Below are 25,125 nucleotides of genomic sequence, written 5' to 3' on the forward strand. Positions count from 1 at the left end.
TTGTACGTACAAGTCTCTCTTTGTCCAATGTATGAACGAGACGGAGGACTTAGACATCTTTTGCCAAAAGAAAAAAAGCTTCCGTACACGAATTTCTTCGAGTGACGAAGCCTTTTGTTTGTCGGTTATTCTGCTTTTGGCGATGCCTTTTCAGCCTGGGCTGCAGCTTGTTCCTTGAGCACAGCTTTGCGGGACAGGTTGATGCGACCTTGATCGTCGATCTCGGTTACTTTTACTTGTACCTTGTCGCCGATGGATACGACGTCTTCCGTCTTGGCTACACGTTCCTCAGCCAGTTGGGAGATGTGGCACAAGCCTTCCTTGCCGGCAAACAGCTCGATGAACGCTCCATACTTCTCTACGCGCTTGACGGTTCCCAGATAAATCTGGCCGACAGCAACCTCGCGAACCAGGTCCTCGATGATTTGTTTCGCGCGCAGGTTCGCTTCGTGGTTGACCGAAGCGATGAACACTCGTCCATCTTGCTCGATGTCGATTTTGACGCCGGTTTCTTCGATGATTTTGTTGATGACACGACCTTGTGGGCCGATTACATCGCGAATTTTCTCCGGATTGATCGTCATGGTCAAAATCTTCGGCGCGTAAGGAGACAGCTCTTTGCGCGGTTCGGAAATCGTGCTCATCATGTGCTTGAGGATGTGCAGGCGACCTTCGCGCGCTTGCTCCAGCGCTTGCTGCAAAATTTCCCGATTGATCCCGGAAATTTTGATGTCCATCTGAATCGCTGTTACACCAGTCTCGGTGCCTGCTACCTTGAAGTCCATATCGCCCAGGTGGTCTTCCATGCCCTGGATGTCCGTCAGGATGGAGAAAGACTGTTCATCCTTGCTCATAATCAAGCCCATGGCGATCCCAGCGACCGGAGCCTTGATCGGCACCCCTGCATCCATCAGCGCCAGTACGCTCGCGCAAATGGAAGCTTGCGATGTCGAGCCGTTGGACTCAATAACTTCGGAAACGAGACGGATCGTATAAGGGAACTCGTTCTCGGAAGGAATGATCGGCTCAATTGCCCGCTCACCCAACGCACCGTGTCCGATTTCCCGACGACCTGGAGGACGCAGCGGACGTGCTTCCCCTACGCTGTACGGCGGGAAGTTGTAATGGTGCATGAACCGTTTCGATTCTTCCAGTCCAAGCCCGTCGAGAATTTGCACATCGCCCAATGCCCCGAGTGTGCAGACGCTCAGCGCCTGTGTCTGCCCACGGGTAAACATGGCGGAACCATGCGTGCGGGCCAAAATGCCAACCTCACTGGAAAGCGGACGGATTTCGTTCAAAGCTCGTCCATCCGGGCGAATTTTTTCTTCGGTAATGAGACGGCGAACTTCATCTTTAACGATGTTGCCCAGCACTTCGCTAATCATTTTTTCCTGCTCGGGATAAGCTTCCGGATCTTTGGCAGCGAAATGCTCCAGCGTCTCTTGCTTGATGTTGTCAATCGCGTCGTAACGCGCCTGCTTTTCTTCAATCCGCACGGCTTCCTTCAGGCGGGCCTCTGCGTATTCGCGCACAGCCTGATCGATTTCCGGATCGATTTCATGCAGAATGACTTCCATTTTTTCTTTGCCGATTTCTGCTGCGATCTGGTTTTGGAACTCCACCAGTTGCTTGATAACCTCATGGCCAGCCATGATCGCTTCCAGCATAACAGACTCTGGCACTTGGTTCGCAGCTGCTTCCACCATGTTGATCGCTTTGTGAGTACCTGCGACTACGAGGTGAATATCGCTTTTTTCTGCCTGCTCCACAGTCGGGTTGATGACGAACTCGCCGTCGATGCGCCCGACGATGACACCGGCAATCGGCCCTTCAAACGGAATCTCGGAAACGCATAAAGCGGCAGACGTCCCGATCATCGCAGCGATTTCCGGAGAGCAGTCCTGGTCAACCGACAGAACAGTATTGACAATTTGTACGTCGTTGCGGAATCCTTCTGCAAAAAGAGGACGGATCGGGCGGTCAATCAAGCGGCTCGCCAAAATGGCTTTTTCGCTTGGCCGTCCTTCTCTTTTAATAAAGCCGCCGGGAATTTTTCCGACCGCATAGAGACGTTCCTCATAGTTGACAGTCAACGGAAAGAAATCGAGCGCTTTCGGCTCCTTCGAGACTGTAACTGCAGACAGGATTGCCGTATCTCCGTACCGAACCAGAACCGAGCCGTTCGCCTGTTTGGCCATTTTGCCAAATTCAAGAGTCAGCTTGCGGCCTGCCAGTTCAAAATCATATGTACGGTATTGTTGCTCCATGATGCTAGCAGTCCTCCTTTGCAACAATGTGCAGGTTTACACTTTGTTTTCTACCTGTATGTATTATTTCCTGCCATCCTGAAAATTAAATGGCGAGCTTTGGCAGCTCTTTGGGATAATAGAAAAAGCGGGAAGAACCCGCTTTTTACAAGACGCTGACTAGCGGCGCAGACCCAGGCGGTCTACTACCGAACGATAGCGTTGAACATCTGCTTCACGCAGGTATGTCAACAGGTTGCGGCGTTGACCTACCATTTTCAACAGACCACGACGGCTGTGGTGATCTTTTTTGTGCGTACGCAAGTGTTCGTTCAGGTTGTTAATGTTTTCGGTCAAGATAGCGATTTGCACTTCTGGCGAACCAGTGTCGTTCTCATGAGTACGGAACTCTTGGATCAGTTGAGTTTTACGTTCTTGAGACAATGCCATCATGACTCACCTCCTTATTATATATCCCGTTAGCCGAGTCTGCCGTCGGTGAGCATCGGACAGCCAAGCTACGGTTATCTGTACAACGTTTTGAATTATAGCATATCATTTCAGGAAAAGCAAAGAGATTCCTTTAGGAGATTCCCTGGGCGAATTTGCGCTTCGCCACGTCTACGTCGCGGCCAATTTGCGCAATCAGCGCATCCACACCGCCAAACTTTTGCTCTTCGCGAATGTAGAAAAGGAATTCTACTTCGACTTCCTTGTCGTAAATGTCACCAGAGAACTCGAAAATGTGCACTTCTAGTGATTTTTCTTTCTTCTCCAGCTCAAATGTAGGCTTGATTCCTATATTCATCACGCCGCAGTACGTCTTGGAATCGACCGTGAAGCGCACCCCGTACACGCCGTTTTTGCCGATGAGGTACGGCTGTTCGACCCGGACGTTGGCCGTGGGAAAGCCGATTGTGCGCCCGCGCTTGTCGCCGTGAACGACCTTGCCGCGCACCTTGTACGGACGCCCCAGCAGATGGCGCACCTGCTCTACATTTCCGTGGTGGAGATACTCGCGAATGATCGTGCTGCTCACTTTTTCTCCCAACCGATTGACCGGGCTGATGATGTCCAGTCCAAAACGGCCCTTGCTCATCTCCTGCAGCGTCTGGGCGGTTCCCATTCCTCTGTAGCCGAACGTGTAGTCGAAGCCGACCACGACATGCCGGCAAGCGAGAGGTAGCATGCACTCCGTAATGAAGTCCTCCGGATAGACAGCGGCAAAACCGATGTCGAACTTCATGACATACGTTCGGTCTACCCCCATCTTCTCGAATTGCTCCAGCTTGTCGGAAAGCGGGGTGAGGTAGCTCGTATAGCCGCTTTGCCCGAGAATTTCGCGCGGATGGGGGTCAAATGTCAGCACCGTACTTTCCCATCCGTTCGCTCTTGCGGTATCAATCGCCTTTTGAATCACCCGGCGATGTCCGATATGTACGCCATCAAAATAGCCAAGCGCAATCGCGCATGGTGTCGCTTGCAACTCATCTGGTAGTGGATAGGTCAGGGAGATCGTTTTCACGGTTTACACCTCTGCTGGAAAGACTTTTTCTGCTTTGGCGAAAAGACCTTTGTCCCCACGGCACACGCGATGAATCCCCAGCAACTCTTCGCCAGCAAACAGGCAGATCAGGCTGCCTACCTCGGCATTGACTCCGGGCAGCGCAGTCGCCAGTCCATTGCGCACCGCACGGATTCGCTCCGGTTTGACCTGATAAGACGGCAAAAATGAAATCGCCTGTGAGATGGAGACAAGATGACGGGAGAGATCCTCCCCGTTCGCAGCCCGCTCCTCCAGTACATGAAGAGGAATCGCCTCCTCCTCTGCGAACGGTCCGCTCTTGATTCGCCGAAGCAGCTTCATATGGGCAGGATAACCCAGAGCGCGACCAAGGTCAACACATAAGGTGCGCATGTAAGTCCCTTTTGAACAGGTGCAGGTAAACGAGATGTCGACGCTGTCGCCGTCTGCCTTGATCTCGTGAAGCGTCAGCTCGTACAGTGTGACTTTGCGCGGCTTGCGCTCAACGACGGCGCCTTCTCTTGCCAGATCGTAGAGCCGCTTCCCGTTTACTTTAACCGCAGAAAACATCGGCGGCACCTGCTCGATTTCTCCCAAAAACGATTGCAGCAATTGCTCGATACGTTCGGTCGTGATCGCGGCTGCGTCTACTTTAGCCTGCTCCAGCACTTCCCCGGAAGCATCCTCCGTCGTCGTGGAGCTGCCGAGCCGCATGACTACTTTGTAGCGCTTCGGCAAATCCTGCAAATACTCTACCAGGCGCGTCGCATGGCCGATACAGATCGGCAGGACACCTGTCACGTCGGGGTCGAGCGTTCCCGTATGTCCTACCTTTTTCGTTCCATACAGCCGGCGGATGCGCGCCACACAATCGTGCGAGGTCATGCCCGCCGGCTTGTCGATTACCAGCACACCGTGCGCGTTACTCATCGTGTTTCACTCCTAATGCTGGCTCCAGCGCTTCCCATACTTTTTGCTTCGCTTCCGCGATCGTCCCTTTGATGGTGCAGCCGGAAGCTTTGGCGTGTCCACCGCCGCCGAGCTGCTTGGCCACAGCCGATACGTCGACGCGATCTCTCGCCCGCAAACTGACCTTGACGATACCCGGCTCCGACTCTACAAAGGAAACGCCGACTTCGACGCCTTCGATGTTGCGGCAGTAGTTCACCAGGCCGCCCGCATCCTCGCGCTGGGCCTCTGCCTTGGCAAAATCATCGACGGACACGCAAATGGAAGCGACGAGTTTTTGGTGGGACAACTGCAGCGTCTGCAAGGCACGGCGCAATACTTTGACATGCGCAAACGTGATTTCTTCCAGGCAGCGCTCGGCCACCTCGCCCGGCTTCACCCCGTAGGTCAGCAAGCGGGCCGCGATTTCCATGACCCGCGGCGTCGTATTGGAGTAGCGAAAGCCGCCTGTATCCGTCAAAAGCCCGGTATAAATGCACAAGGCAATCTCTTCGTTGAACGCGATCCCCGCTGCTTCTGCCACTTCAAACAAAATTTCCGCTGTCGCCGCCGCTTCGGGACGCACCAGGTTGACCGTTCCGAACATGTCGTTCGTCGGGTGATGATCGATATTGAGGATAGCGGCGTCAGATGCAAACAAAGGCCGCACATCGCCCATCCGTGACGCATCGGCACAGTCAACGGCGATTACGGCCTTGAACTTTTCGGCAAGCGGCTGTTTGCGCAGGTTGCGCATGCGGTCAAAACGCGGCAAAAAGTTAAACTTGAGCGGTGTTTCCCCTTCGTTGACCACCACGTACTCTTTTCCCAGCTGCTCAAGCATGAGCACGACTCCCAAGGCAGAGCCGGTAGCATCGCCGTCTGGATTGACATGGGAAAGAACCAGGAAGCGGTCATGCTCCCGGAAAAAGCGGGCCGCTTCCTCTACTGCTGCTCGATTCGGATTCATTCCTGTTTCTCTCCTTCTGTGGAGATTTCCCGCAGGATCGACTCAATTTTGGAACCGTAGTCAATCGACTCATCCAGTTTGAAAACGAAGTCGGGAATATGGCGCAGCTTGACGCGCTTGCCAATTTCGGTTCGCAGGTAGCCTTTTGCTTTGGCCAGTCCTACCAGAGATTCTTTGCGCTGCTCCTCGCTGCCAAAGATGCTGACGAATACTTTGGCAAGCTGGAGATCGCTGCTCACTTCTACATCCGTTACGGTCACAAAGCCGACGCGAGGATCTTTCAGTCCACGCTGCAAAATGAGGCTCAGTTCTTTTTTGATTTCTTCGCCGACGCGGCTCATTCTTGTTTTGTTCATCTGCTCTCACCTCCGCTGGCTGCCTTATTCGTAGTATTCCGTATCGACCCGAATCAACTCCACGTCGGGATGGTTTTCCACGAATCGCACCACAGCCTGCATTTCTTGTTGTAAAAAAGACATTTCATTAGCAACGGCAGCGATACCCAACACGGTACGCTGCCACTGCTCGGGATAAGCCATCTCCGCTGCGGAGACGTTGAAGCGGCTCCGCAGCTTGCCGATGAGACTTTTGACGATGGCCCGTTTTTCTTTCAGGTTTTGGCAAGCGGGCAGAAACAGTTCAATCTGCACCCCTGCTACCATTATTGCTTCACTTCAACCATGACGAAGGCTTCGATCACGTCGCCTACCTTGATGTCCTGGAAGCGTTCCAGGGTCAAACCGCACTCATAGCCTGCGTTGACCTCTTTGGCATCGTCCTTGAAGCGTTTCAACGTTTCCAGCTTGCCTTCGTAGATGACAATGCCTTCACGAATCAGACGGGCACCCGCATCGCGGCTCAGTTTTCCTTCGGTGACATAGCAACCTGCGATGTTGCCCACTTTGGATACTTTGAAGACTTCGCGGATTTCTGCCTGACCGATGATGTTTTCTTTATAAACAGGGTCCAGCATGCCTTTCAGGGCTTGCTCGATCTCTTCGATCACGGTGTAGATGACGCGGTGCAGGCGAATGTCGATTTTCTCCTGTTCAGCCATGCTGCGAGCGTTTGGCTCAGGACGCACGTTGAAACCGATGATGATCGCATTCGATGCGTTTGCCAGCGTGACGTCGGACTCGGTAATCGCCCCGACTCCCGTGTGAATAATTTTCACGCGGGTACCATTGACGTCGATCTTTTCCAGAGAGCCGCGCAAAGCTTCTACAGAACCTTGTACGTCCGCTTTTACGATCAGGTTCAGCTCTTTGATGTCGCCTTCCTGAATGTGCTGGAACAGATCGTCCAACGATACGCGAGAGCTTTCGCGACGCTCGGATTCACGCTGCTTGGCTGCGCGCGCTTCGCCGATTGCACGGGCTTTTTTCTCGTCTTCAAACACGCGGAACTGGTCGCCCGCTTGCGGCACATCGTTCAGACCCGTAATTTCCACAGGGGTAGATGGACCCGCTTCTTTCAGGCGACGGCCTTTGTCGTTCACCATCGCACGAACGCGGCCATAGGCGGAGCCGACGACGATTGGATCTCCGACGCGCAACGTTCCTTGCTGTACCAGAACGGTCGCGACAGGGCCACGGCCTTTGTCAAGCTCGGCTTCCACTACCGTACCGCGCGCACGTTTGTCAGGGTTTGCTTTCAGCTCTTGCACCTCTGCGACGAGCAGGATGTACTCAAGCAGCTCTTCGATTCCGGTGCGCTGCTTCGCAGACAGTGGAGAGAAAATGGTGTCCCCGCCCCACTCTTCGGCAACGAGCTCATACTCGGTCAGCTCTTGCTTGATGCGGTCGACGTTGGCTTCCGGTTTATCCACCTTGTTGACAGCGACGATGATCGGCACGTTTGCCGCTTTCGCGTGGCTGATCGCTTCTACGGTTTGCGGCATCACGCCGTCATCGGCAGCGACGACGAGAACGGTAATGTCGGTGATTTGGGCACCGCGAGCACGCATGGTCGTGAACGCTGCGTGGCCAGGTGTATCGAGGAACGTGATCTTCTTGCCTTTGATCTCGACCTGGTAAGCACCGATGTGCTGGGTAATTCCGCCTGCTTCACCCGCTACTACGTTCGTGGAGCGGATGGCGTCGAGCAGCGTTGTTTTCCCGTGGTCAACGTGACCCATGATGGTAACGACCGGCGGACGCTCTACGAGAGACTCAGGCGGATCCACTTCTTCGATTGCTTCGAAGTTGGTTTCGTCGATGACGATTTTTTCTTCGACTTCTACGTTGTAGTCTGCGCAGATCAACTCGATGGCTTCACGCTCCAGGTACTGGTTGATCGTAGCCATGATCCCCAAATTAAACAGCTTTTTGATGATTTCCGCTGGTTCCTTGCGCAGCTTCACAGCCAGCTCGTTCACCGTCAACGATTCGGTAAAGGTGATTTTGCTAGGCGGCTCAAGCACGGGACGCTGTGCCTTTTGCCCTCCGCGCTGGTTGTTGTTGCCGCCGCGGCGGTTGTTTGCGTTGTTGCGGTTATTGCGGAAAGGCGTGTTCTTTTTATTGTCTTCAAACGTCTTTTGCGCCTGTGGACCTTTTTTGATTTTCTCGCGTTTTTCCAGAGTGACATTGGAAGGAAGTTTTACTTTGTCTTCAAAATCATCACTCAACCGAATATCGGCTTGGTTTGCAGCTGCCTGTTGCGAAGGACGCTGCTGGTTTTGCGGTCTTTGGCTCTGTGAACGTTGTTGGTTTTGCGGCTTACGGTCAGTCGGTTTTGCTGGTTGACTTCTCATATGGTTTGGTCTTCTCTCCTGATTCTTCCCCTGATTTTTTCCATGTTGAGGACTTTGCTGATCGGACTGGTTTCCGCTGGTGCTGGCTGGACGATTTTTGCTGGTTGAAGAACCACCGCGATCGCGTTCGTTTTGTCTGTCATGTTTTGCAGCTTGTGACTGCTGCCCCTGTTGTCCTCTGGATTCGTTGGGGCGTCGTTGATCGTCCATTTGCTTTTGTCTTGTATCGCTTGGCGTATCACGCGCTTCTGGCTTGGAGCCGGCACGCAGCTTGGCCAAGTGATCCTCGATCCGCTTGATCGTCCCTTCTTCCATGATACTCATATGATTGGCTACTTCTATGTTCAAACGTTTTAGCAAATTGAGGATTTCCTTACTGCTCATGTTGTGCTGTTTGGCATATTCATACACACGTGTCTTCAAATAAACTTCACCCTTTCCAAGTTAGGTGAGCAGACGCTGAATGCTCTCAGCCAACTTCCCATCGGTCACCGCCACGGTAACGCGCCCATCTTTTCCGATTGCGTGTCCCAATGAATATCGGTCGCCTGTGGTTACACATGAGACCCCGTAATAGGAACATTTATCCTTGACTTTTTTCGCAGTATTGTCAGATGCGTCTGAGGCGAGCAAAACGAGCCGGGCCTGGCCGTTGCGGACAGCCGTAATAACCAATTCCTCCCCGGTCACGATTTTGCGCGCGCGCATCGCAATACCAAGCAGCTGAGCTGCTTGAGGGATCATCGTCCCATCATCTCCAGCCATTTCTCGCGGAAAGCATCATACTTTTCTTCGGAGATGGACATGTTCAGGGCACGTTCCAGCACTTTTTTCCATTTTCCCGATGCGAACGCGTCCGGCTTCAAACAGCTTTCCTGCCGACATACATAGGTACCGCGGCCCGCCGCCTTTCCCGTCAGGTCGATGACAATTTCCTCAGCGGGTGTCCGGACTACGCGGATCAATTCCTTTTTCGGAAACATTCCTTGACAAACAATGCATTTGCGCAAAGGGATCTTTTTTTGCTTCATGACTATTCGTTGTCGACTCCTTCATCGCCCTCTACTTCTTTCGGGTAGTCGATACCTTCCTGCTCTGCCTGAGACTCGCTCTTGATGTCGATCTTCCAGCCGGTCAGCTTGGCAGCGAGACGAGCGTTTTGTCCGCGTTTGCCAATCGCAAGCGACAACTGGTAATCCGGCACGATGACGCGGGTTACTTTTTCTGCGAGGTTGACATCTACGTGCAGCACCTTTGCCGGGCTGAGCGCGTTTGCCACGTACTCGGCAGGATCTTCGGACCAACGAACAATGTCGATCTTTTCACCTTTCAACTCCGTGACGATTGTCTGTACGCGCATGCCTTTTGGCCCTACACATGCTCCTACAGGATCTACGTCCGGATTGATTGAATGGACAGCGATTTTGGAGCGATCGCCTGCTTCACGAGCAACAGATTTGATTTCAACCACACCATCGTAAATCTCTGGCACTTCCAGCTCAAAGAGGCGCTTCAAAAGACCCGGATGGGTACGGGAAACGACGATTTGCGGTCCCTTGGTGGTTTTTTCTACTTTAATGATGTATGCCTTCACCCGATCTTGTGACTTGAACTCCTCGGTTGGCATTTTCTCGGTGATCGGCATAACCGCTTCCGCTTTGCCCAGATCGATGTAATAGTTGCGGGCGTCCATACGCTGAACGACCCCTGTGATGATGTCGTCTTCACGCTCGATGAACTCGCTGTAGATAAGGCCGCGCTCTGCTTCGCGAATGCGCTGGGTCACTACTTGCTTTGCGGTTTGCGCGGCAATGCGCCCGAAGTCGCGAGGCGTCACCTCAATCTCCACAATATCGTCCAGTCGGTAATTCGGATCGATTTCCTGGGCTGCTTCCTGAGAAATCTCAAGACGCGGGTCCAAAACCTCTTCCACCACGTTTTTGCGTGCAAACACGCGAACCATACCTGAATGACGATTTACATCCACCCGCACATTTTGGGCCGAATTGAAGTTACGTTTGTATCCAGAGATAAGCGCCGCTTCGATGGCCTCGATCAGCACGTCTTTGGTGATGCCTTTCTCTCTCTCAATGGCTTCTAAAGCCTCGATAAAATCGCCGTTCATGACTTTTGTTGCCTCCTCCTTTACTTACCCACCGGCTGCAAACGTCTAAAAGACGATTGCCATGCGTGCCGTGTCAATTTGCTCCTGGGAAATCACGTACGTTTTTTTCGCTTCCTTAATGGTAAGTTTGCCATCCTCGTACGATATCAGTTCGCCCTCGAACAGGCTTGCTCCTTCTATCGGCTCTTTGGTTGTAATGTGCACGTGTCTGCCGACAGCTTTTGTAAAATCCTTATCCTTGCGCAACGGACGCTCAGCACCCGGCGATGATACTTCCAAAAAGTATGCAGTCGGAATCGGATCTACTTCGTCAAGTTTTTGACTCAGCTTCTCGCTGACAAGGCCGCAGTCATCGATGTCGATGTTGCCAGTTTCATTGTCGATAAACACGCGCAGAAACCAGTTGCTGCCTTCCTTTTTGTACTCGATGTCAACCAGTTCCAAACCCAATTCGTCAACAATGGGCGTGACCAGTTCGGTGACGATGCCCGTTACCTTGCTCAAGCAAGTACCTCCTTTACCTTTGAACCATGGAATGCAGCCAGAAAGAAAGAGTGGGTTTCCCCACTCTCGATCTGACGTGCGTATAAAACCAGTATTTCCAAAAAAATTATAGCATAACAGCCCTCCGCTGACAACCTTTGGATAGGGCTGCCCGCTCTCGCTGCCCTAGAACAGCGACAACTGGTTTGATTCTGGCAGACCTTTCAGTGCGCCCTGCTCCTCCAAATACTCCAGAATGGTCTTGGAGATGCGTGAGCGGGCCAAGAGATCTTCCTTGGACAAAAATTCGCCTTCCTCCCGCGCTTGCACGATGCTGATCGCGGCGTTCGTTCCGAGCCCCGGCAAAGCGTTGAACGGCGCAATCAGCGAGTCGCCTTTAATCAGGAAGCGGGTGGCGTCTGATTCATACAGATCGACGTTGGCAAAACGGAAACCGCGCTCTACCATCTCCAGAGCCATTTCCAGCACGGTGAGCAGTGCTTTTTCCTTCGGCTGTGCGTCGTGACCCTTGCCCTCAATCTCTTCGATTTTTTGCCGGATGGCCGCCGAGCCTTTGACCATCAGCGGAATGTCGAAGTCGTCGGCGCGGACGGTAAAGTACGTCGCGTAAAATTCCAGCGGACGATGCACCTTGAAGTAGGCGATCCGCACGGCCATCATGACGTACGCCGTAGCGTGCGCCTTCGGGAACATGTATTTGATGCGCTGGCAAGACTGGATGTACCATTCCGGCACGTTGTTTTTGCGCATTTCTTCCTGATCTTCTTCCGGCACACCTTTCCCTTTTCGCACCGACTCCATGATTTTGAAGGCACGGGACGGCTCCAGCCCTTTGTAGATCAAATACACCATGATGTCGTCACGACAACCGATAACATCAGGCAGTTTGCAAATTCCGTTGCGAATCAAGTCCTGCGCGTTGTTCAACCATACATCCGTACCGTGGGACAGACCGGAAATCTGGACCAGCTCGGCAAACGTCGTCGGCTTCGTGTCTTCAAGCATCTGCCGGACGAACTTGGTCCCGAACTCGGGAATGCCGAGTGTGCCCATGTTCGTCCGGATTTGCTCCGGTGTCACGCCCAACGCTTCCGTCGAGCTGAAAATAGACATCGTCTTTTTGTCATCAAGCGGAATCGTTTTCGGGTCCATCCCGGTCAAGTCCTGCAGCATGCGAATGACGGTCGGGTCGTCGTGCCCGAGAATATCGAGTTTCAGCAGGTTGTCGTGAATCGAGTGGAAGTCGAAATGCGTTGTACGCCACTCGGATTCACTGTCATCTGCCGGATACTGAATCGGGCAAAAGTCTTCAATTTCCATGTAGTCCGGTACAACAATAATCCCGCCAGGGTGTTGTCCTGTCGTCCTTTTTACCCCTGTGCAGCCGTTGACGATGCGCGCGATTTCCGCATTGCGCAGCGTCAGTCCGCGCTCGTCGGCGTACTTTCTGACGTAGCCGTACGCTGTCTTTTCCGCAACCGTACCGATCGTTCCCGCGCGGTACACGTAGTCCTCGCCGAAAAGCTCTTGCGTGTACTTGTGCGCTCGCGGCTGATAGTCACCGGAGAAGTTCAGGTCAATATCAGGAACCTTGTCCCCTTTAAAGCCAAGGAACGTCTCGAACGGAATGTCTTGCCCGTCCTTGGCGTATTTGGTGCCGCACTGTGGACAATCCTTGTCGGGCAAGTCGAAGCCGGAGGCAATCGAGCCGTCGGTAATAAACTCGCTGTGCTTGCAATTCGGGCAGCGATAGTGCGGCGGCAACGGATTCACCTCGGTAATATCCGACATCGTCGCGACAAAAGAAGAACCGACCGAACCACGCGAGCCGACCAGGTATCCATCCTGCAGCGACTTCGTTACCAGCCGCTGCGAGATCAGGTAAATCACGCCGAAACCGTGCGTGATAATACTGTTCAACTCTTTTTCCAGACGCTTTTCGACCAGCTCTGGCAACGGATCGCCGTAAAGCATCCGTGCCTTGTTGTAGCACATTTCACGCAGCTCGTCGTCAGCGCCAGGGATGACCGGAGTGTACAGCTTGTCAGGAATCGGGCTGACGTCCTCGATCATGTCTGCCATTGCATTTGTGTTTGTCACGACGATTTCTTTTGCCACTTCTTCGCCCAGATAGGAAAACGCCTCCAGCATTTCATCTGTCGTGCGGAAATACAAGGGCGGCTGATTCCCGGCAGTCGGGTCGCCTTTTGACAGCAAAAAGACATCGCGAAAAATCTCATCCTGCGGATTGAGAAAATGCACATCTCCTGTCGCTACGACGGGCTTGCCCAATTCCTTTCCGATCTCCACAATCAGCTGATGGTAGCCCTTCATCGTCTCCAGCGAAGGTATTTCTTCGTTGCGCAGCAGCGGCGTGTAATGGTCGAGCGGTTGAATTTCCAGAAAATCATAAAAAGCAGCGACTTCCTTCAGCTCTTCCGGCGACTTGCCGCGCAGAATCGACTGCATCAGCTCGCCTTCCTTGCACGCGGTTCCAATCAGCAAGCCTTCGCGGAATTTGGTCAGCTGGCTGCGTTGAATGCGCGGCCAGCGGAAAAACGTCTCCACATGCGAACGGCTGACGAGCTTGTACAAGTTTTTCAGCCCCGCCTTGTTTTGCACGAGAATCGTCGCATGGAAAGGACGTCCGCTCTTGTAATCGGCTTCTTCGTTGCTCTTCTCGTTCAGCTCGGCAAGCGTTTTGATTTGCGCTTCCTTGACGTCTTTGAGCATTTGCTGGAACACATGCGCGAGAGCGACTGTATCGTCCAGTGCCCTGTGCGCATTAATCAGCTCGACATTGAACTTTTTGGCGAGCGTGCCCAGTCGGTAGTTGCGCATCCCTTTATACAACATCCGCGCCAGGGGAAGCGTGTCGAGAAACGGATTGTTCCAGGGCTCCATGCCAATCCGCTTCGCACAGGCATTGATGAACGCCTTGTCAAACTCCGCATTGTGCGCCACAAGCACCGCATTTCCGGTAAACTCCTTGAACTTGCGCAGCACGATGTCAATCGTGTCCTTGCCGCGGAGCATGTCGTTCGTAATCCCGGTAATTTCCGTTGTCTTCGGACCGATCTCCAGTTGCGGATCAATCAGTTCGGTCCATTGATCGACGATTTCCGTCCCTTTCATTTTGACCGCCGCAATCTCGATAATGGTATGCTCGGCGGCGTTCAGACCTGTCGTCTCCGTATCGAAGACAACGTATTCGGTCGTCTCGTCAATCGGCTGGTTGTTATCGGCGTTCAGGTTGTAGACGATGTCGATTCCATCCTCGACCACATACGCCTCCATGCCAAGGATGCACTTGATGTTATGTTTTTTCGCGACGGAGTACGCTTCCGGAAACGCCTGCACCACCCCGTGATCGGTGATGGCAATCGCCTTGTGCCCCCATTTGGCCGCCGTGGAAATCAGCGACTTGACCGAAGCCACTGCATCCAATGCGCTCATCGGGGTATGGCAATGCAGTTCGACGCGTTTTTCGTCTGCCTGATCCCGGCGGATGACCTGCTCGATCTGGTTCAGGTCGTTGGCGTTCATCACCAGCTCACGCATAAAGGTGTCATGCTGTACACTTCCGCGCACCTTGACCCACATGCCGTCCTTGAGCGCCTCCAGCATCTTGACGTCCTCCTTGTCCCGGGAAAACATCTTCACGGTCAGGGAGTCTGTGTAGTCCGACACGTTGAACGTCAAAAGATGACGTCCACTGCGCAACTCTTTTACCTCGACGTTGAAGACAGTACCCTGGATGACGACGCGGCGCTCTTCCTCCTGAATTTCGCGAATCGGGATTGGGTCGTCCTTGATTTCGTAGCCCATCATCAAGGTGGTAACTGCTTCTGTCTTTTCGGAATTTTTGCTTTCCTGGGCAGCGGCTGTCATCACGACTTCTACGAGCGCCCGCTCTTCCTCGTTGCGCTGCTCGACAAAGGCTTGGTACGCTTCATCGCTCTCTTCGCCATGGAAGGAAAAGCGCATGGAGCAATCCGTCGCCTTTTGAAAAGCGGCCAGCAGCTCATTGTCAGCGCGCTTGCGTTTGGCGACTTCTACCGTCATTTCCGTTGGCAAGTACACCTTCACTTCCTGCTGCTCGACCTGCTTTCTGGCAGAACGCAGCGTGACAGCGAGCGAATTGAGCTTCGGCTCCAGACTTGCGACCAGCAAGTCCCAATACTCTTCCACCACGAAGCCAAGCTCAGGCTTTTCTTTGTAGCGGAATCTGGCGTCGACTTTTGCCAAGTGGGAAAAGGTTTGCGACAGGCGCCTCGTAAACGCAGCATATGCGTCTGCGGGCAACAGCCTTGGCAAGGTAAAATGAAAGACCCATTCCTTGTTTTGCTTGTAAAGCTCAAGCTTGTCGATCTGTCCGTCCAGAAAATAGCGGTTGACCCATTCGTCAGGAACTTCCATTTGCTTGAGCAGCAGAGAGAAGCGCTGTTTTTGCTCTTGTAAACGGTCCACGGTATTCCACCCTCCCAAAAACAAGCAAAAGAGGTACTCCCGTTGTGTCCAGGGGAGTACCCCGTAAAATTCGACAAAATCTTTCTTCAATCCTGCACGTTACTCGTTGCCGAACAGGGCTGCCCCGGTATGGTCTACACGAGCAAGCATCGTTTTCACTTCGGATACGAGGTCGGCCACCTTCACGTTCACTGTTTCCCCGGTTTTGCGAACGCGAACTTCGACGGTGCCCTCTTGCGCTGCTTTGTCCGATACAGTAATACGCAACGGCAGACCGATCAGGTCAGCATCCTTGAACTTCACGCCGGCCCGCTCAGGGCGATCATCGAACAAAACTTCCACGCCGGCTTTTTGCAAAGCCTCGGCAATTTGTTCGCTGATTTGGCGCTGCTCCTCTACTTTAACATTGACCGGGATTACATGTACATGGAAAGGAGCGACAGCGACAGGCCAAATGATCCCATTCTCATCGTTGTTTTGCTCAATGACAGCGGCAATCGTCCGGGATACGCCGATTCCGTAGCAACCCATAATCATCGGCTGGCTGCGGCCGTTCTCATCCAGATAGGTTGCTCCCATCGCTTGCGAGTATTTCGTACCAAGCTTGAACACATGGCCAACTTCCACACCGCGCGCAAACTTGATTGCGCCGCCTGTACGCGGGCATTGGTCGCCTTCGGTAATGTTGCGCAGGTCAGCAAAACGGGAAACGGCAAAATCACGCCCTGGCACAACGTGAGCCAGATGGTAGTCGGTCTCATTTGCGCCCACGATGCCGTCATATACATCCTGGACGTAGTTGTCCGCGATGATTTCCACTTTTTCGCCATCAATGCCGACAGGCCCGACAAATCCGGCAGGCGCTCCGGTCACGGAAACGATTTCCGCTTCGGATGCCAGACCAACGATTGTCGCATCGTACAAGTTTTTCAGCTTCACTTCATTCAGCTCGTGGTCTCCGCGCACAAGCACCATCACCAGTTTGTCATCGACGCGGTAGATGAGGCTCTTGATGATCTGCTTCGCTTCGACGTTCAAAAACTCGACGAGCTGATCGATTGTTTTAATCCCCGGCGTATGTACTTTTTCACGGGCTGGCGCTTCTACAGCCGGCTTCGCCGATGGCTTGTACACAACTTCCGCTTTTTCCAGGTTGGCCGCATAGTCGCCTTCCTCGGAGTACGCAATCGTGTCCTCGCCGATCTCACACAACGCCATGAACTCGTACGTGCCTTTTCCGCCAATCGCGCCTGCGTCGGCTTCTACCGCGCGGAAATTCAGGCCGACCCTCGTGAAAATGTTCGTGTAGGCGTCGTACATCGCCTGGAAGTTGCGATCCAGTCCTTCCTGGGTCGTATCAAACGAATACGCGTCCTTCATGATAAACTCGCGGCAACGGATCAGGCCGAAGCGCGGACGCACTTCATCGCGAAACTTCGTCTGGATTTGATACAGGTTGATCGGGAGCTTTTTGTACGAGTTGATCTCGTCCCGAACCAGGCTGGTAATGACTTCCTCGTGAGTGGGTCCGAGCGCAAAGGAGCGGTCGTGACGGTCACGCAGACGCACAAGCTCAGGGCCGTACACATCCCAGCGGCCTGTCTGATGCCACAGCTCGGCAGGCTGCATGGCTGGCATCAACAGCTCCTGGGCCCCTGCCTTGTTCATCTCTTCACGCACAATGGCCTGGATTTTGTGCAGGGTACGAAGCGCCAATGGCAGGTACGTATAAATTCCGGAAGCCAGTTGGCGGGCCATGCCGGCGCGGAGCAGCAGCTTATGGCTGGCAATCTCCGCATCCGCAGGCACTTCCCGCAAGGTAGGAATCAACATTTGACTTTGCTTCAACACGTGCGTGTCCTCCTTATGCCTCGTCAGCAATCAACGACGATCAGCCTACCTTGGTAGGGTTTTTCTCGTTGACCATTTCGTTAATTTCTTTCATCAATTCTTCGAACAGTTCATCTTCTTTCACTTTCCGAACAATGACACCATTGCGGAAAATCAGTCCTTCGCCGTTACCGCCCGCAACGCCGACATCCGCTTCGCGCGCTTCACCCGGCCCGTTTACCGCGCAGCCCATGACTGCTACTTTCAGCGGTACTTTCAAAGTGGAGATCGCATCCTCTACTTTTGTCGCCAGTCCAATCAAGTCGATCGCACAACGCCCGCACGACGGGCACGCAATCACGACAGGATCATTGTTGACAATATCGAGGCTGCGGAGAATTTGCTTCGCCACCTTGATTTCTTCCACCGGATCTGCCGTCAGCGATACGCGGATCGTGTCACCAATGCCCATCGACAGCACCGTCCCGATTCCGACGGAAGATTTGATTGCGCCGGAAAACTGGGTCCCCGCCTCTGTCACTCCTACGTGCAGCGGATAGTTGCGCTTTTGCGCCATCAGCGAATAGGTCTGGATCATCGTCGGCACGTCGGAAGATTTCAGAGAGATGACGATATTATCGTAATTCAAGTCCTCCAAAATTTCCACGTGGTCCATTGCGCTCTCGACAATCGCTTCCGGTGAAGGGTAGCCGTACTTTTCCAGCAGCCTTCTTTCAACGGAACCGGAGTTTACCCCGATGCGAATCGGCACATTGCGCTCGCGGCAAGCTTCTACGACGCGCTTTGTTTTTTCCCTGGAACCGATGTTTCCGGGATTGATCCGAATTTTGTCAATGCCGCTCTCCAGCGCAATCAGTGCCAGCTTGTGGTCAAAATGGATGTCCGCAACAAGCGGCAGCGGGGAACGCTCCTTGATCTTTTTGATGGCGCGGGCTGCATCCTCATTGATGACGGCCAGGCGGACAATTTGGCAACCGGCGTCATGAAGCTGTTGAATCTGGGCCAGTGTCTTCTCTACATCACGCGTGTCTGCTGTCGTCATTGATTGGATTACTACGCTTTTTTGGCCACCGATTTGCACGTCTCCCACAAAAACCGGTTTCGTCTCCTCGCGCTTGTACATTTTGCACCATCCTTTAATTTTGTTTCTTTTCTACTCCACATGGTAGTACGTTATTGGAAGAACAACCGTTGCAGATCGTTCCAGGTTACGACCAAAATCAGCAGCATCAAAAAGGCGAAGCCGAGAAAGTGCACCATGCCTTCTTTGTGCGGATCAACCGGACGCCCGCGCAGCGCTTCGACTGCAATAAACGCCAGGCGCCCGCCGTCGAGGGCCGGAAGCGGCAACAGATTGATGAGCCCCAGGTTGATGGAAAGAACGGCTGCCCATTTCATCAAAATCGCCATGCCCTGCTGGGCGAACTCCCCGGTCATCTTGAAGATCCCTACCGGACCGCTCAGGTCGTTAAGCCCTACCGAGCCGGTAAAGAGCATTCCCAAGCTCTTCAATATCATCGCCGTAAATTCATAGGTGGATGTCGCGCCGTACTTCAGCACTTCTCCCGGTGCATACGTCAGCGGATTCGTCACCATGATTTTGCCGACATTGTTCTCGTCTTTTCCTACTTTGACCAAAACGGTGTTGCGTTGTCCGTTTCGCTCGTATTCAAACTGCATTTCCTTGCCCGGCGACTGGCTGATGATCTGGACGATTTCTTTCCAGGAAGACACAGGCTGCCCCTGAATGGAGATAATCTTGTCTCCTTGCATCAAGCCCGCCTGAGCTGCCGGACCGTTTGCTCTGACCTCGCCCAGATACGGAATGTCTTTTGGCACCCCGTACAATAGTCCGATCGCGATAAACAGCACAAACGCCAGCAGAAAGTTGGCAAAAGGCCCGGCAAAAATGGCCCAGAAGCGCTGCGAGATCGTCTTGCCTTTAAACTGTCGGTTCAAAGGCGCGATTTGCACCTCTTGTCCATCTTTAACCAGCTGCGCCTGGGGATGCACGGAAAACTGCCGCTCTTCCCCGCCTACATCCAGCACGATATACAAATCTTTTTCCAGGTCAAAGCGAACAACCGTACCGGTAATCGCCCGAGCCGAAGCGTTCCCTGGTCCATCCAGCAAAAAATGCGTTACCTTTCCTAATGCGTCCCGCTCCAGGCTTACTTCCATGTGCGGTTTCAACATTTCCATCTCAGGGTCTTCGCCCGCCATGCGGACCATCCCCCCGATGGGCAGGAGGCGAAGGGTGTATTCCGTCTCTCCCCGCTTCACGCGAAAAATCTTTGGCCCCATTCCCAGCGCAAATTCGCGGCAAAGTATCCCTGCTCTTTTGGCCAATAAAAAGTGTCCCAGCTCATGCACGAAAACGAGCGCACCAAAAACGACGACGATCGCGAGAATTGATTCAACGGAATCCATGTTGGGAAAAGGCAAGTGAACAGCCACCTTTCATTGGAGTGTCTACATCCAGTTTTCTTAAACGGACGCAAGCGCATGCGTGCGCGCCCACCGATCAGCCGCAAAAATCTCTTCCAGTTCGGGATTATGTACGCCTTCATGCGCCTCACACGTTCGTCTGACGACCTTTTCGATGTCGAGGAAGGAAATGGCCCCCTTCAGGAAAAGCTCGACAGCGACTTCATTGGCTGCATTCAGGACAGCGGTATACGTGCCCCCCGCTTTCCCGCACTCATAAGCCAATTGTAGCAGAGGATAGCGTTCAAAATCCATGGCAGCAAAATGAAGCGAGCCAATTTTGGCCAGATCAAGAGGTTCCGTAGTCAGATTTTTTCTGCAAGGATAGCTCATGGCGTACTGGATCGGCACTTTCATGTCCGGAGTACCCAACTGCGCCATGACAGCCCGGTCTTTGTATTCTACCATAGAGTGGATGATACTTTCATAATGCAGCACGCAGTCAATTTGTTCGTACGGCAAATCAAACAGCCAGTGGGCTTCGATTACCTCGAAGCCTTTGTTCATCATCGTAGCCGAGTCAATGGTAATTTTTGCGCCCATGCTCCAGTTCGGGTGCGCCAGCGCCTCTTCTACCGTCACCTGCTGCAGTTCCGCGCGGCTCAGATGGCGAAAAGAACCGCCTGATGCCGTTAAAATGATCCTCGCCACATCTTCTGCCCGCTCTCCCTGCATACATTGAAAAACAGCGGAATGCTCGCTGTCGACCGGGATGATGGCCACGCCCTTTTCCTTCGCCCGCTTCATGACGACGGGGCCTGCGCTCACCAGCGTTTCCTTGTTCGCAAGCCCAATCGTTTTTCCTTCCTCGATCGCCGCGAGTGTAGGGCCGACCCCTACACTGCCAACGACTGCGGTCATGACCATGCTGGCGGATTCATGGCGGGCAACCAGCTCAAGCCCTTCTGAACCGCAGACAATCTCGGGTTTGTATCCGCTGCCCAGTCGCTCGCGAAGCTGGACAGCCGCCTGCTCGTTCCCCACGGAGACAAGTTCTGGCTGAAACTTTTCCACCTGCCGGGCGAGCAGTTCCACATTCGTCCCTGCTGCCATGGCAACGACAGAAAACTCTTCGGGATGCTGTTCCACCACTTCCAGCGTGCTTGTTCCAATCGAGCCGGTTGAACCCAAGAGCGCTATTTTTTTCACTGATTTCACCCTCTATATCTCTTCTATATGCACCAGTCTTCAGACGATACCTAGCAGATGCAAAACCGGAAAGACAAGCAAAAAACTGTCAAATCGATCCAGCACGCCGCCGTGTCCGGGGATGAGCTGTCCTGAATCTTTCACGTGAAAATGGCGCTTGAACGCCGACTCTACCAGGTCGCCCAGCTGCCCGACAACACCGGCTACCAGCGCAATTTCGAGCGCCTTGTCAAAGGACAAGCTGCCGAAGCTTGCATTGATGATGACGACGACCAGGATGGCCGATGCCAAGCCGCCCAGCGCCCCTTCGACCGTTTTATTGGGACTGATTTCCGGCCACAGCTTGCGCTTGCCGATTGCTTTCCCGACAAAATAGGCTCCCGAATCCGTCGACCAGATCGCCGCGATCACCAGCACGGTGAGCATCAGTCCATCGGGCAGATTGCGGGCAGCGGCCATGTATGTAAAACCGAAGCCTATGTATAACGCCCCCACCAGCGTAAGGGCGACGTGTTCAATGTGAAACTGATTTTTCCGCAAAACGGAGTAAATCAACAAAAGCAGGAGGACAGGCAGCATCAGATCCGGCATACTGATGCCCAGCCATTCCGCAAACGCGAGCGACGGCCAGAGCAAGCTGACCACGAGCGCGTAGCCGAGTATCCCTGCCACGTGAAATGGCTGAATGCCAGCCATCCGCATAAATTCAAAATGGCCTATGACGGCCAGCAAAAACACCAATAGTGAGTACCAGGCTCCACCCAGGTAGATAAGAAACAGAAAAGCTGCTCCACCAATCAGGCCTGTTAAGATTCGTTGCTTCAACTGATTCCACCTCTCGGCTATACCGCCCCGTAGCGACGAGCTCGGCCTTGGTATTCCACAATCGCTTGATAAAAGTGTTCACGGGTAAAATCAGGCCAAAGCACATCCGTAAACCACAATTCTGTGTAAGCCAATTGCCAAAGCATAAAGTTACTCAAGCGAATCTCTCCACTGGTGCGTATCAAGAGGTCAGGGTCCGGAATATCGCTTGTATACAGATAACGGGAAACCGCTTCTTCATCCAGAGCTTCCGGATCGAGTTCTCCCGCTTTTACTTTCGATGCCAACACGGAAAACGCCTTGACAATCTCGTCGCGGCCTCCGTAATTCAAGGCAAAACACAATTGAAGGCCTTGATTTTCATACGTGCGCTCTTCTGCTTCATGCAGAGCCTTCAGCGTATGCGCCGGGAGCTTTTCCTTGCTGCCGAGCATGCGGATGCGCACGTTCCGTTCGACCAATTCATCCAATTCTGTCGACAAAAATTCCTGCGGAAGCTTCATGAGAAAATCGACCTCGTCCCGTGGTCGCTTCCAATTTTCTGTAGAAAAAGCGTACATCGTCATGTAGCGCACGCCGATCTCGTCAGCAGCTTTTACGACTTCCTTTACCGTTTTCATGCCTGCTCGATGCCCGGCGACCCGGGGTAAATTGCGCATGTTGGCCCAACGACCGTTGCCGTCCATAATCACCGCGACATGCTGCGGGATTTTTCCGGAACGATCCAACTCGGCTGGTACCGATTGTTTTTCCTTGCGGCTCCATTTGCGCGCCAGATGTTCTAACATAAAGTGTTCCCCCGTAATGAGAGATATAGACGTGCATCCCCCTCAAATGAGGGGGATCGCCCTAATCATTATACTTCCATGATGTCTTTTTCTTTTTCTTTTACGATCTTGTCGATTTCCGCAATGAACTTGTCGGTCGATTTTTGGATCGTATCCTGATGGCGACGGGATTCGTCCTCGGAGATGGTTGCTGCTTTTTCCAGCTTTTTAATCTCGTCGTTTGCATCGCGGCGAATGTTGCGGATGGCAATCTTTGCTTCCTCGCCACTTTTTCCGGCAAGCTTCACGAGCTCTTTGCGGCGCTCTTCTGTAAGCGGCGGAATGACCAGACGGATGATAACCCCGTCATTGGATGGAGAAATCCCCAGGTCAGACTGCTGCAGCGCACGGTCAATTTCCTTCAGTGCGCTTTTGTCCCACGGCTGGATTGTCAGCATGCGTGGCTCAGGAACGCTGATGTTCGCGAGCTGGCTGATCGGTGTTGGTGAACCGTAGTAGTCCACCAGCACGCGGTCGAGCATCGCTGGGTTCGCACGGCCTGCACGGAGGCTGGACAAGTCTTTTTTCAAAGCGAGGATCGCTTTATTCATACGATCTTCCATGTCTTTGAGCACTGTTTGTGGCATGATTATTCCCCCTTCACTAGAGTACCGATTTTCTCGCCCATTACTGCCCGGCGAATATTGCCTTCTTCGGAAATGTTAAACACGATGAGTGGGATGCTGTTATCCATGCACAAGCTCGATGCGGTCGAATCCATAACCCCCAGTCCTTTGTTGAGGACTTCCAGGAATGTCAGTTGGTCGTACTTCTGCGCATTCGGGTCCAGGCTAGGGTCAGCGGAATAGACCCCGTCGACCTTGTTTTTCGCCATCAAAATGACTTCTGCTTCAATCTCAGCAGCACGCAGGGCAGCCGTCGTATCTGTAGAAAAATAAGGGTTGCCCGTTCCGGCAGCGAAAATGACTACGCGCATTTTCTCCAGATGGCGAATGGCGCGTCGGCGTATGTATGGCTCGGCCACTTGTCGCATCTCAATCGAGGTTTGGACACGAGTCGGGACGTTCACTTTTTCCAGCCCATCCTGCAGGGCGAGGGAGTTCATAATCGTGGCCAACATCCCCATGTAGTCGGCAGTAGCCCGATCCATTCCTTTTGAGCTTCCGGAAAGTCCGCGCCAAATGTTGCCTCCACCGACGACTACGGCGACTTGTACTCCCAATTCTACGATTTCCTTGATCTGGTTTGCTACGGAGAAAATCACCTTCGGGTCGATTCCGTACCCAAGGTCCCCCGCCAGTGCTTCCCCACTCAACTTTAACACAACACGTTTATAGGCAGGAAGTGGCATGTGAAACGGCCTCCATTCATGAATCATTCTCTGTGCCTTGACTGCATTCCTTCTGAAAAGCTTCGGCACACTTGCTTTTTACGTGCAGGAGAGTTTCACATGTAGTGAAACTCTCGCTTTGAAAATAGGGAACACGAAGGTGTTCCCTATTCCTTTATTACTGCTTATTCACTTGAGCCATTACTTCGGCTGCGAAGTCTTCTTGTTTCTTCTCGATGCCTTCGCCGACTTGGAAGCGAGCGAATTCTTTCAAGGTAGCACCTGCTTCTTTCAACAGGGCAGATACTTTCTTGTCAGGGTCTTTTACGAATGGTTGCTCAACCATTACGTATTCTTCAAAGAATTTGGAGAGGCGGCCTTCGACCATTTTCTCCACGATATTGGCAGGCTTGCCTTCAGCCAGCGCTTGGTTTTTCAGAACTTCGCGCTCGCGATTGATCTCGTCTTGGGAAACCTCTTCACGGTTAGCGAAGCGAGGGTTTGCAGCAGCAGCGTGCATACCGAGATCTCTTGCCAGTGCTTCGTTTTGTGTGCCTTCGAGTGTTACCAGCACGCCGATTTTACCGCCCATGTGCAGGTAAGTACCGAATACGCCGTTATCGGATTTCTCGGATACAACAAAACGACGGAAGGTGATGTTTTCCCCGATTGTCGCGATTTTTTCATTGATAACTTGTGCCAGCGTGTCGCCAGCACCTTTGAACGGTTGCTCCAGCGCTTCCTCTACAGTTGCAGGACGTTGGGATACAACATGTTCAGCGATGTCTTTTACGAGTGCTTGGAACTCAGGGTTTTTCGCAACGAAGTCTGTTTCGCAGTTAACTTCCACTACTGCTGCCACGTTGCCGGCAACCGCTGTAGCTGTCAAACCTTCTGCTGCGATACGGCTGGATTTTTTCGCTGCTTTTGCGATACCGCGCTCACGGAGCAGGTCAATTGCTTTTTCCATGTCGCCCGCTGTTTCTTCCAGCGCGCGTTTGCAATCCATCATACCTGCGCCTGTACGCTCGCGCAGTTCTTTAACCGCTTGTGCACTAATTGCCATGTAAGTGAAACCTCCTTGGAAAGTTACGATCTACAAATTACCAATGCCTTTTGAAGAAAAAAAGGATGGACGGGGGCTCTGACACC

At 53.0% G+C, this 25,125-nt stretch carries 22 protein-coding genes; all 22 read right to left on the reverse strand.

The features are described from left to right. Positions 1-125: 125 nt before the first annotated feature. Entirely contained in the window at positions 126-2,270 is a 2,145-nt protein-coding gene (gene pnp, locus AAFJ72_RS12610; RefSeq protein WP_432774207.1) for a polyribonucleotide nucleotidyltransferase, read from the reverse strand. Positions 2,271-2,429: 159 nt separating this feature from the next. After that, a complete protein-coding gene (gene rpsO, locus AAFJ72_RS12615) occupies positions 2,430-2,699 on the reverse strand; it encodes a 30S ribosomal protein S15 (protein ID WP_122903510.1) in 270 nt (89 codons plus the stop codon). Positions 2,700-2,832: 133 nt separating this feature from the next. Next, positions 2,833-3,774 (reverse strand): bifunctional riboflavin kinase/FAD synthetase, encoded by a 942-nt coding sequence (locus tag AAFJ72_RS12620; protein ID WP_432774208.1) that lies wholly within the window; start codon positions 3,772-3,774, stop codon positions 2,833-2,835. A gap of 3 nt (positions 3,775-3,777) precedes the next feature. Continuing rightward, positions 3,778-4,704, reverse strand: a complete 927-nt coding sequence (truB, locus tag AAFJ72_RS12625; RefSeq protein WP_122903419.1) for a tRNA pseudouridine(55) synthase TruB — start codon at positions 4,702-4,704, stop codon at positions 3,778-3,780. Further along, positions 4,697-5,692 (reverse strand): DHH family phosphoesterase, encoded by a 996-nt coding sequence (locus AAFJ72_RS12630; protein WP_122903418.1) that lies wholly within the window; start codon positions 5,690-5,692, stop codon positions 4,697-4,699. Before AAFJ72_RS12630 ends, truB begins: the two co-directional genes overlap by 8 nt. Beyond that, positions 5,689-6,048, reverse strand: a complete 360-nt coding sequence (gene rbfA / locus AAFJ72_RS12635; protein ID WP_122903417.1) for a 30S ribosome-binding factor RbfA — start codon at positions 6,046-6,048, stop codon at positions 5,689-5,691. Before rbfA ends, AAFJ72_RS12630 begins: the two co-directional genes overlap by 4 nt. A gap of 24 nt (positions 6,049-6,072) precedes the next feature. Continuing rightward, a complete protein-coding gene (locus AAFJ72_RS12640; protein ID WP_005834164.1) occupies positions 6,073-6,354 on the reverse strand; it encodes a DUF503 domain-containing protein in 282 nt (93 codons plus the stop codon). After that, positions 6,354-8,867, reverse strand: a complete 2,514-nt coding sequence (infB, locus tag AAFJ72_RS12645) for a translation initiation factor IF-2 (RefSeq protein WP_432774209.1) — start codon at positions 8,865-8,867, stop codon at positions 6,354-6,356. The genes AAFJ72_RS12640 and infB overlap by 1 nt, the downstream gene beginning before the upstream one ends. 21 nt (positions 8,868-8,888) lie before the next feature. Then, positions 8,889-9,188, reverse strand: coding sequence for a YlxQ family RNA-binding protein (locus AAFJ72_RS12650; protein ID WP_432774210.1), 300 nt, complete (start codon positions 9,186-9,188; stop codon positions 8,889-8,891). Beyond that, entirely contained in the window at positions 9,185-9,475 is a 291-nt protein-coding gene (rnpM, locus tag AAFJ72_RS12655) for an RNase P modulator RnpM (protein ID WP_005834172.1), read from the reverse strand. Before rnpM ends, AAFJ72_RS12650 begins: the two co-directional genes overlap by 4 nt. A gap of 2 nt (positions 9,476-9,477) precedes the next feature. Then, the gene (nusA, locus tag AAFJ72_RS12660; RefSeq protein WP_122903414.1) at positions 9,478-10,569 is read right to left on the reverse strand and encodes a transcription termination factor NusA; all 1,092 of its coding nucleotides are present in this window, start codon (positions 10,567-10,569) and stop codon (positions 9,478-9,480) included. Positions 10,570-10,614: 45 nt separating this feature from the next. Next, positions 10,615-11,073 carry a ribosome maturation factor RimP gene (gene rimP, locus AAFJ72_RS12665; protein ID WP_432774211.1) on the reverse strand — a complete coding sequence of 153 codons (459 nt, stop codon included), beginning with the start codon at positions 11,071-11,073 and terminating at the stop codon, positions 10,615-10,617. A gap of 165 nt (positions 11,074-11,238) precedes the next feature. Beyond that, a complete protein-coding gene (locus AAFJ72_RS12670) occupies positions 11,239-15,543 on the reverse strand; it encodes a PolC-type DNA polymerase III (RefSeq protein WP_432774212.1) in 4,305 nt (1,434 codons plus the stop codon). A 99-nt stretch (positions 15,544-15,642) separates the two neighbouring features. Beyond that, the gene (locus AAFJ72_RS12675) at positions 15,643-17,391 is read right to left on the reverse strand and encodes a proline--tRNA ligase (RefSeq protein ID WP_432777190.1); all 1,749 of its coding nucleotides are present in this window, start codon (positions 17,389-17,391) and stop codon (positions 15,643-15,645) included. Positions 17,392-17,434: 43 nt separating this feature from the next. Then, positions 17,435-18,517 (reverse strand): flavodoxin-dependent (E)-4-hydroxy-3-methylbut-2-enyl-diphosphate synthase, encoded by a 1,083-nt coding sequence (gene ispG / locus AAFJ72_RS12680; RefSeq protein WP_122903410.1) that lies wholly within the window; start codon positions 18,515-18,517, stop codon positions 17,435-17,437. Between the two features lie 50 nt (positions 18,518-18,567). Beyond that, entirely contained in the window at positions 18,568-19,839 is a 1,272-nt protein-coding gene (gene rseP, locus AAFJ72_RS12685; RefSeq protein WP_122903409.1) for an RIP metalloprotease RseP, read from the reverse strand. A 42-nt stretch (positions 19,840-19,881) separates the two neighbouring features. Further along, entirely contained in the window at positions 19,882-21,030 is a 1,149-nt protein-coding gene (locus AAFJ72_RS12690) for a 1-deoxy-D-xylulose-5-phosphate reductoisomerase (RefSeq protein WP_432777191.1), read from the reverse strand. Positions 21,031-21,069: 39 nt separating this feature from the next. After that, positions 21,070-21,855 (reverse strand): phosphatidate cytidylyltransferase, encoded by a 786-nt coding sequence (locus AAFJ72_RS12695; protein WP_432774213.1) that lies wholly within the window; start codon positions 21,853-21,855, stop codon positions 21,070-21,072. Positions 21,856-21,872: 17 nt separating this feature from the next. Then, positions 21,873-22,643, reverse strand: a complete 771-nt coding sequence (locus AAFJ72_RS12700) for an isoprenyl transferase (protein ID WP_122903406.1) — start codon at positions 22,641-22,643, stop codon at positions 21,873-21,875. A 68-nt stretch (positions 22,644-22,711) separates the two neighbouring features. After that, a complete protein-coding gene (gene frr / locus AAFJ72_RS12705; protein WP_122903405.1) occupies positions 22,712-23,269 on the reverse strand; it encodes a ribosome recycling factor in 558 nt (185 codons plus the stop codon). Positions 23,270-23,271: 2 nt separating this feature from the next. Then, positions 23,272-23,994 (reverse strand): UMP kinase, encoded by a 723-nt coding sequence (gene pyrH, locus AAFJ72_RS12710; RefSeq protein ID WP_122903404.1) that lies wholly within the window; start codon positions 23,992-23,994, stop codon positions 23,272-23,274. A 157-nt stretch (positions 23,995-24,151) separates the two neighbouring features. Next, positions 24,152-25,039, reverse strand: a complete 888-nt coding sequence (gene tsf, locus AAFJ72_RS12715) for a translation elongation factor Ts (protein ID WP_122903403.1) — start codon at positions 25,037-25,039, stop codon at positions 24,152-24,154. Positions 25,040-25,125: the final 86 nt, after the last annotated feature.

The organism is Brevibacillus gelatini, from assembly GCF_050920745.1.
Classification (GTDB): domain Bacteria; phylum Bacillota; class Bacilli; order Brevibacillales; family Brevibacillaceae; genus Brevibacillus; species Brevibacillus gelatini.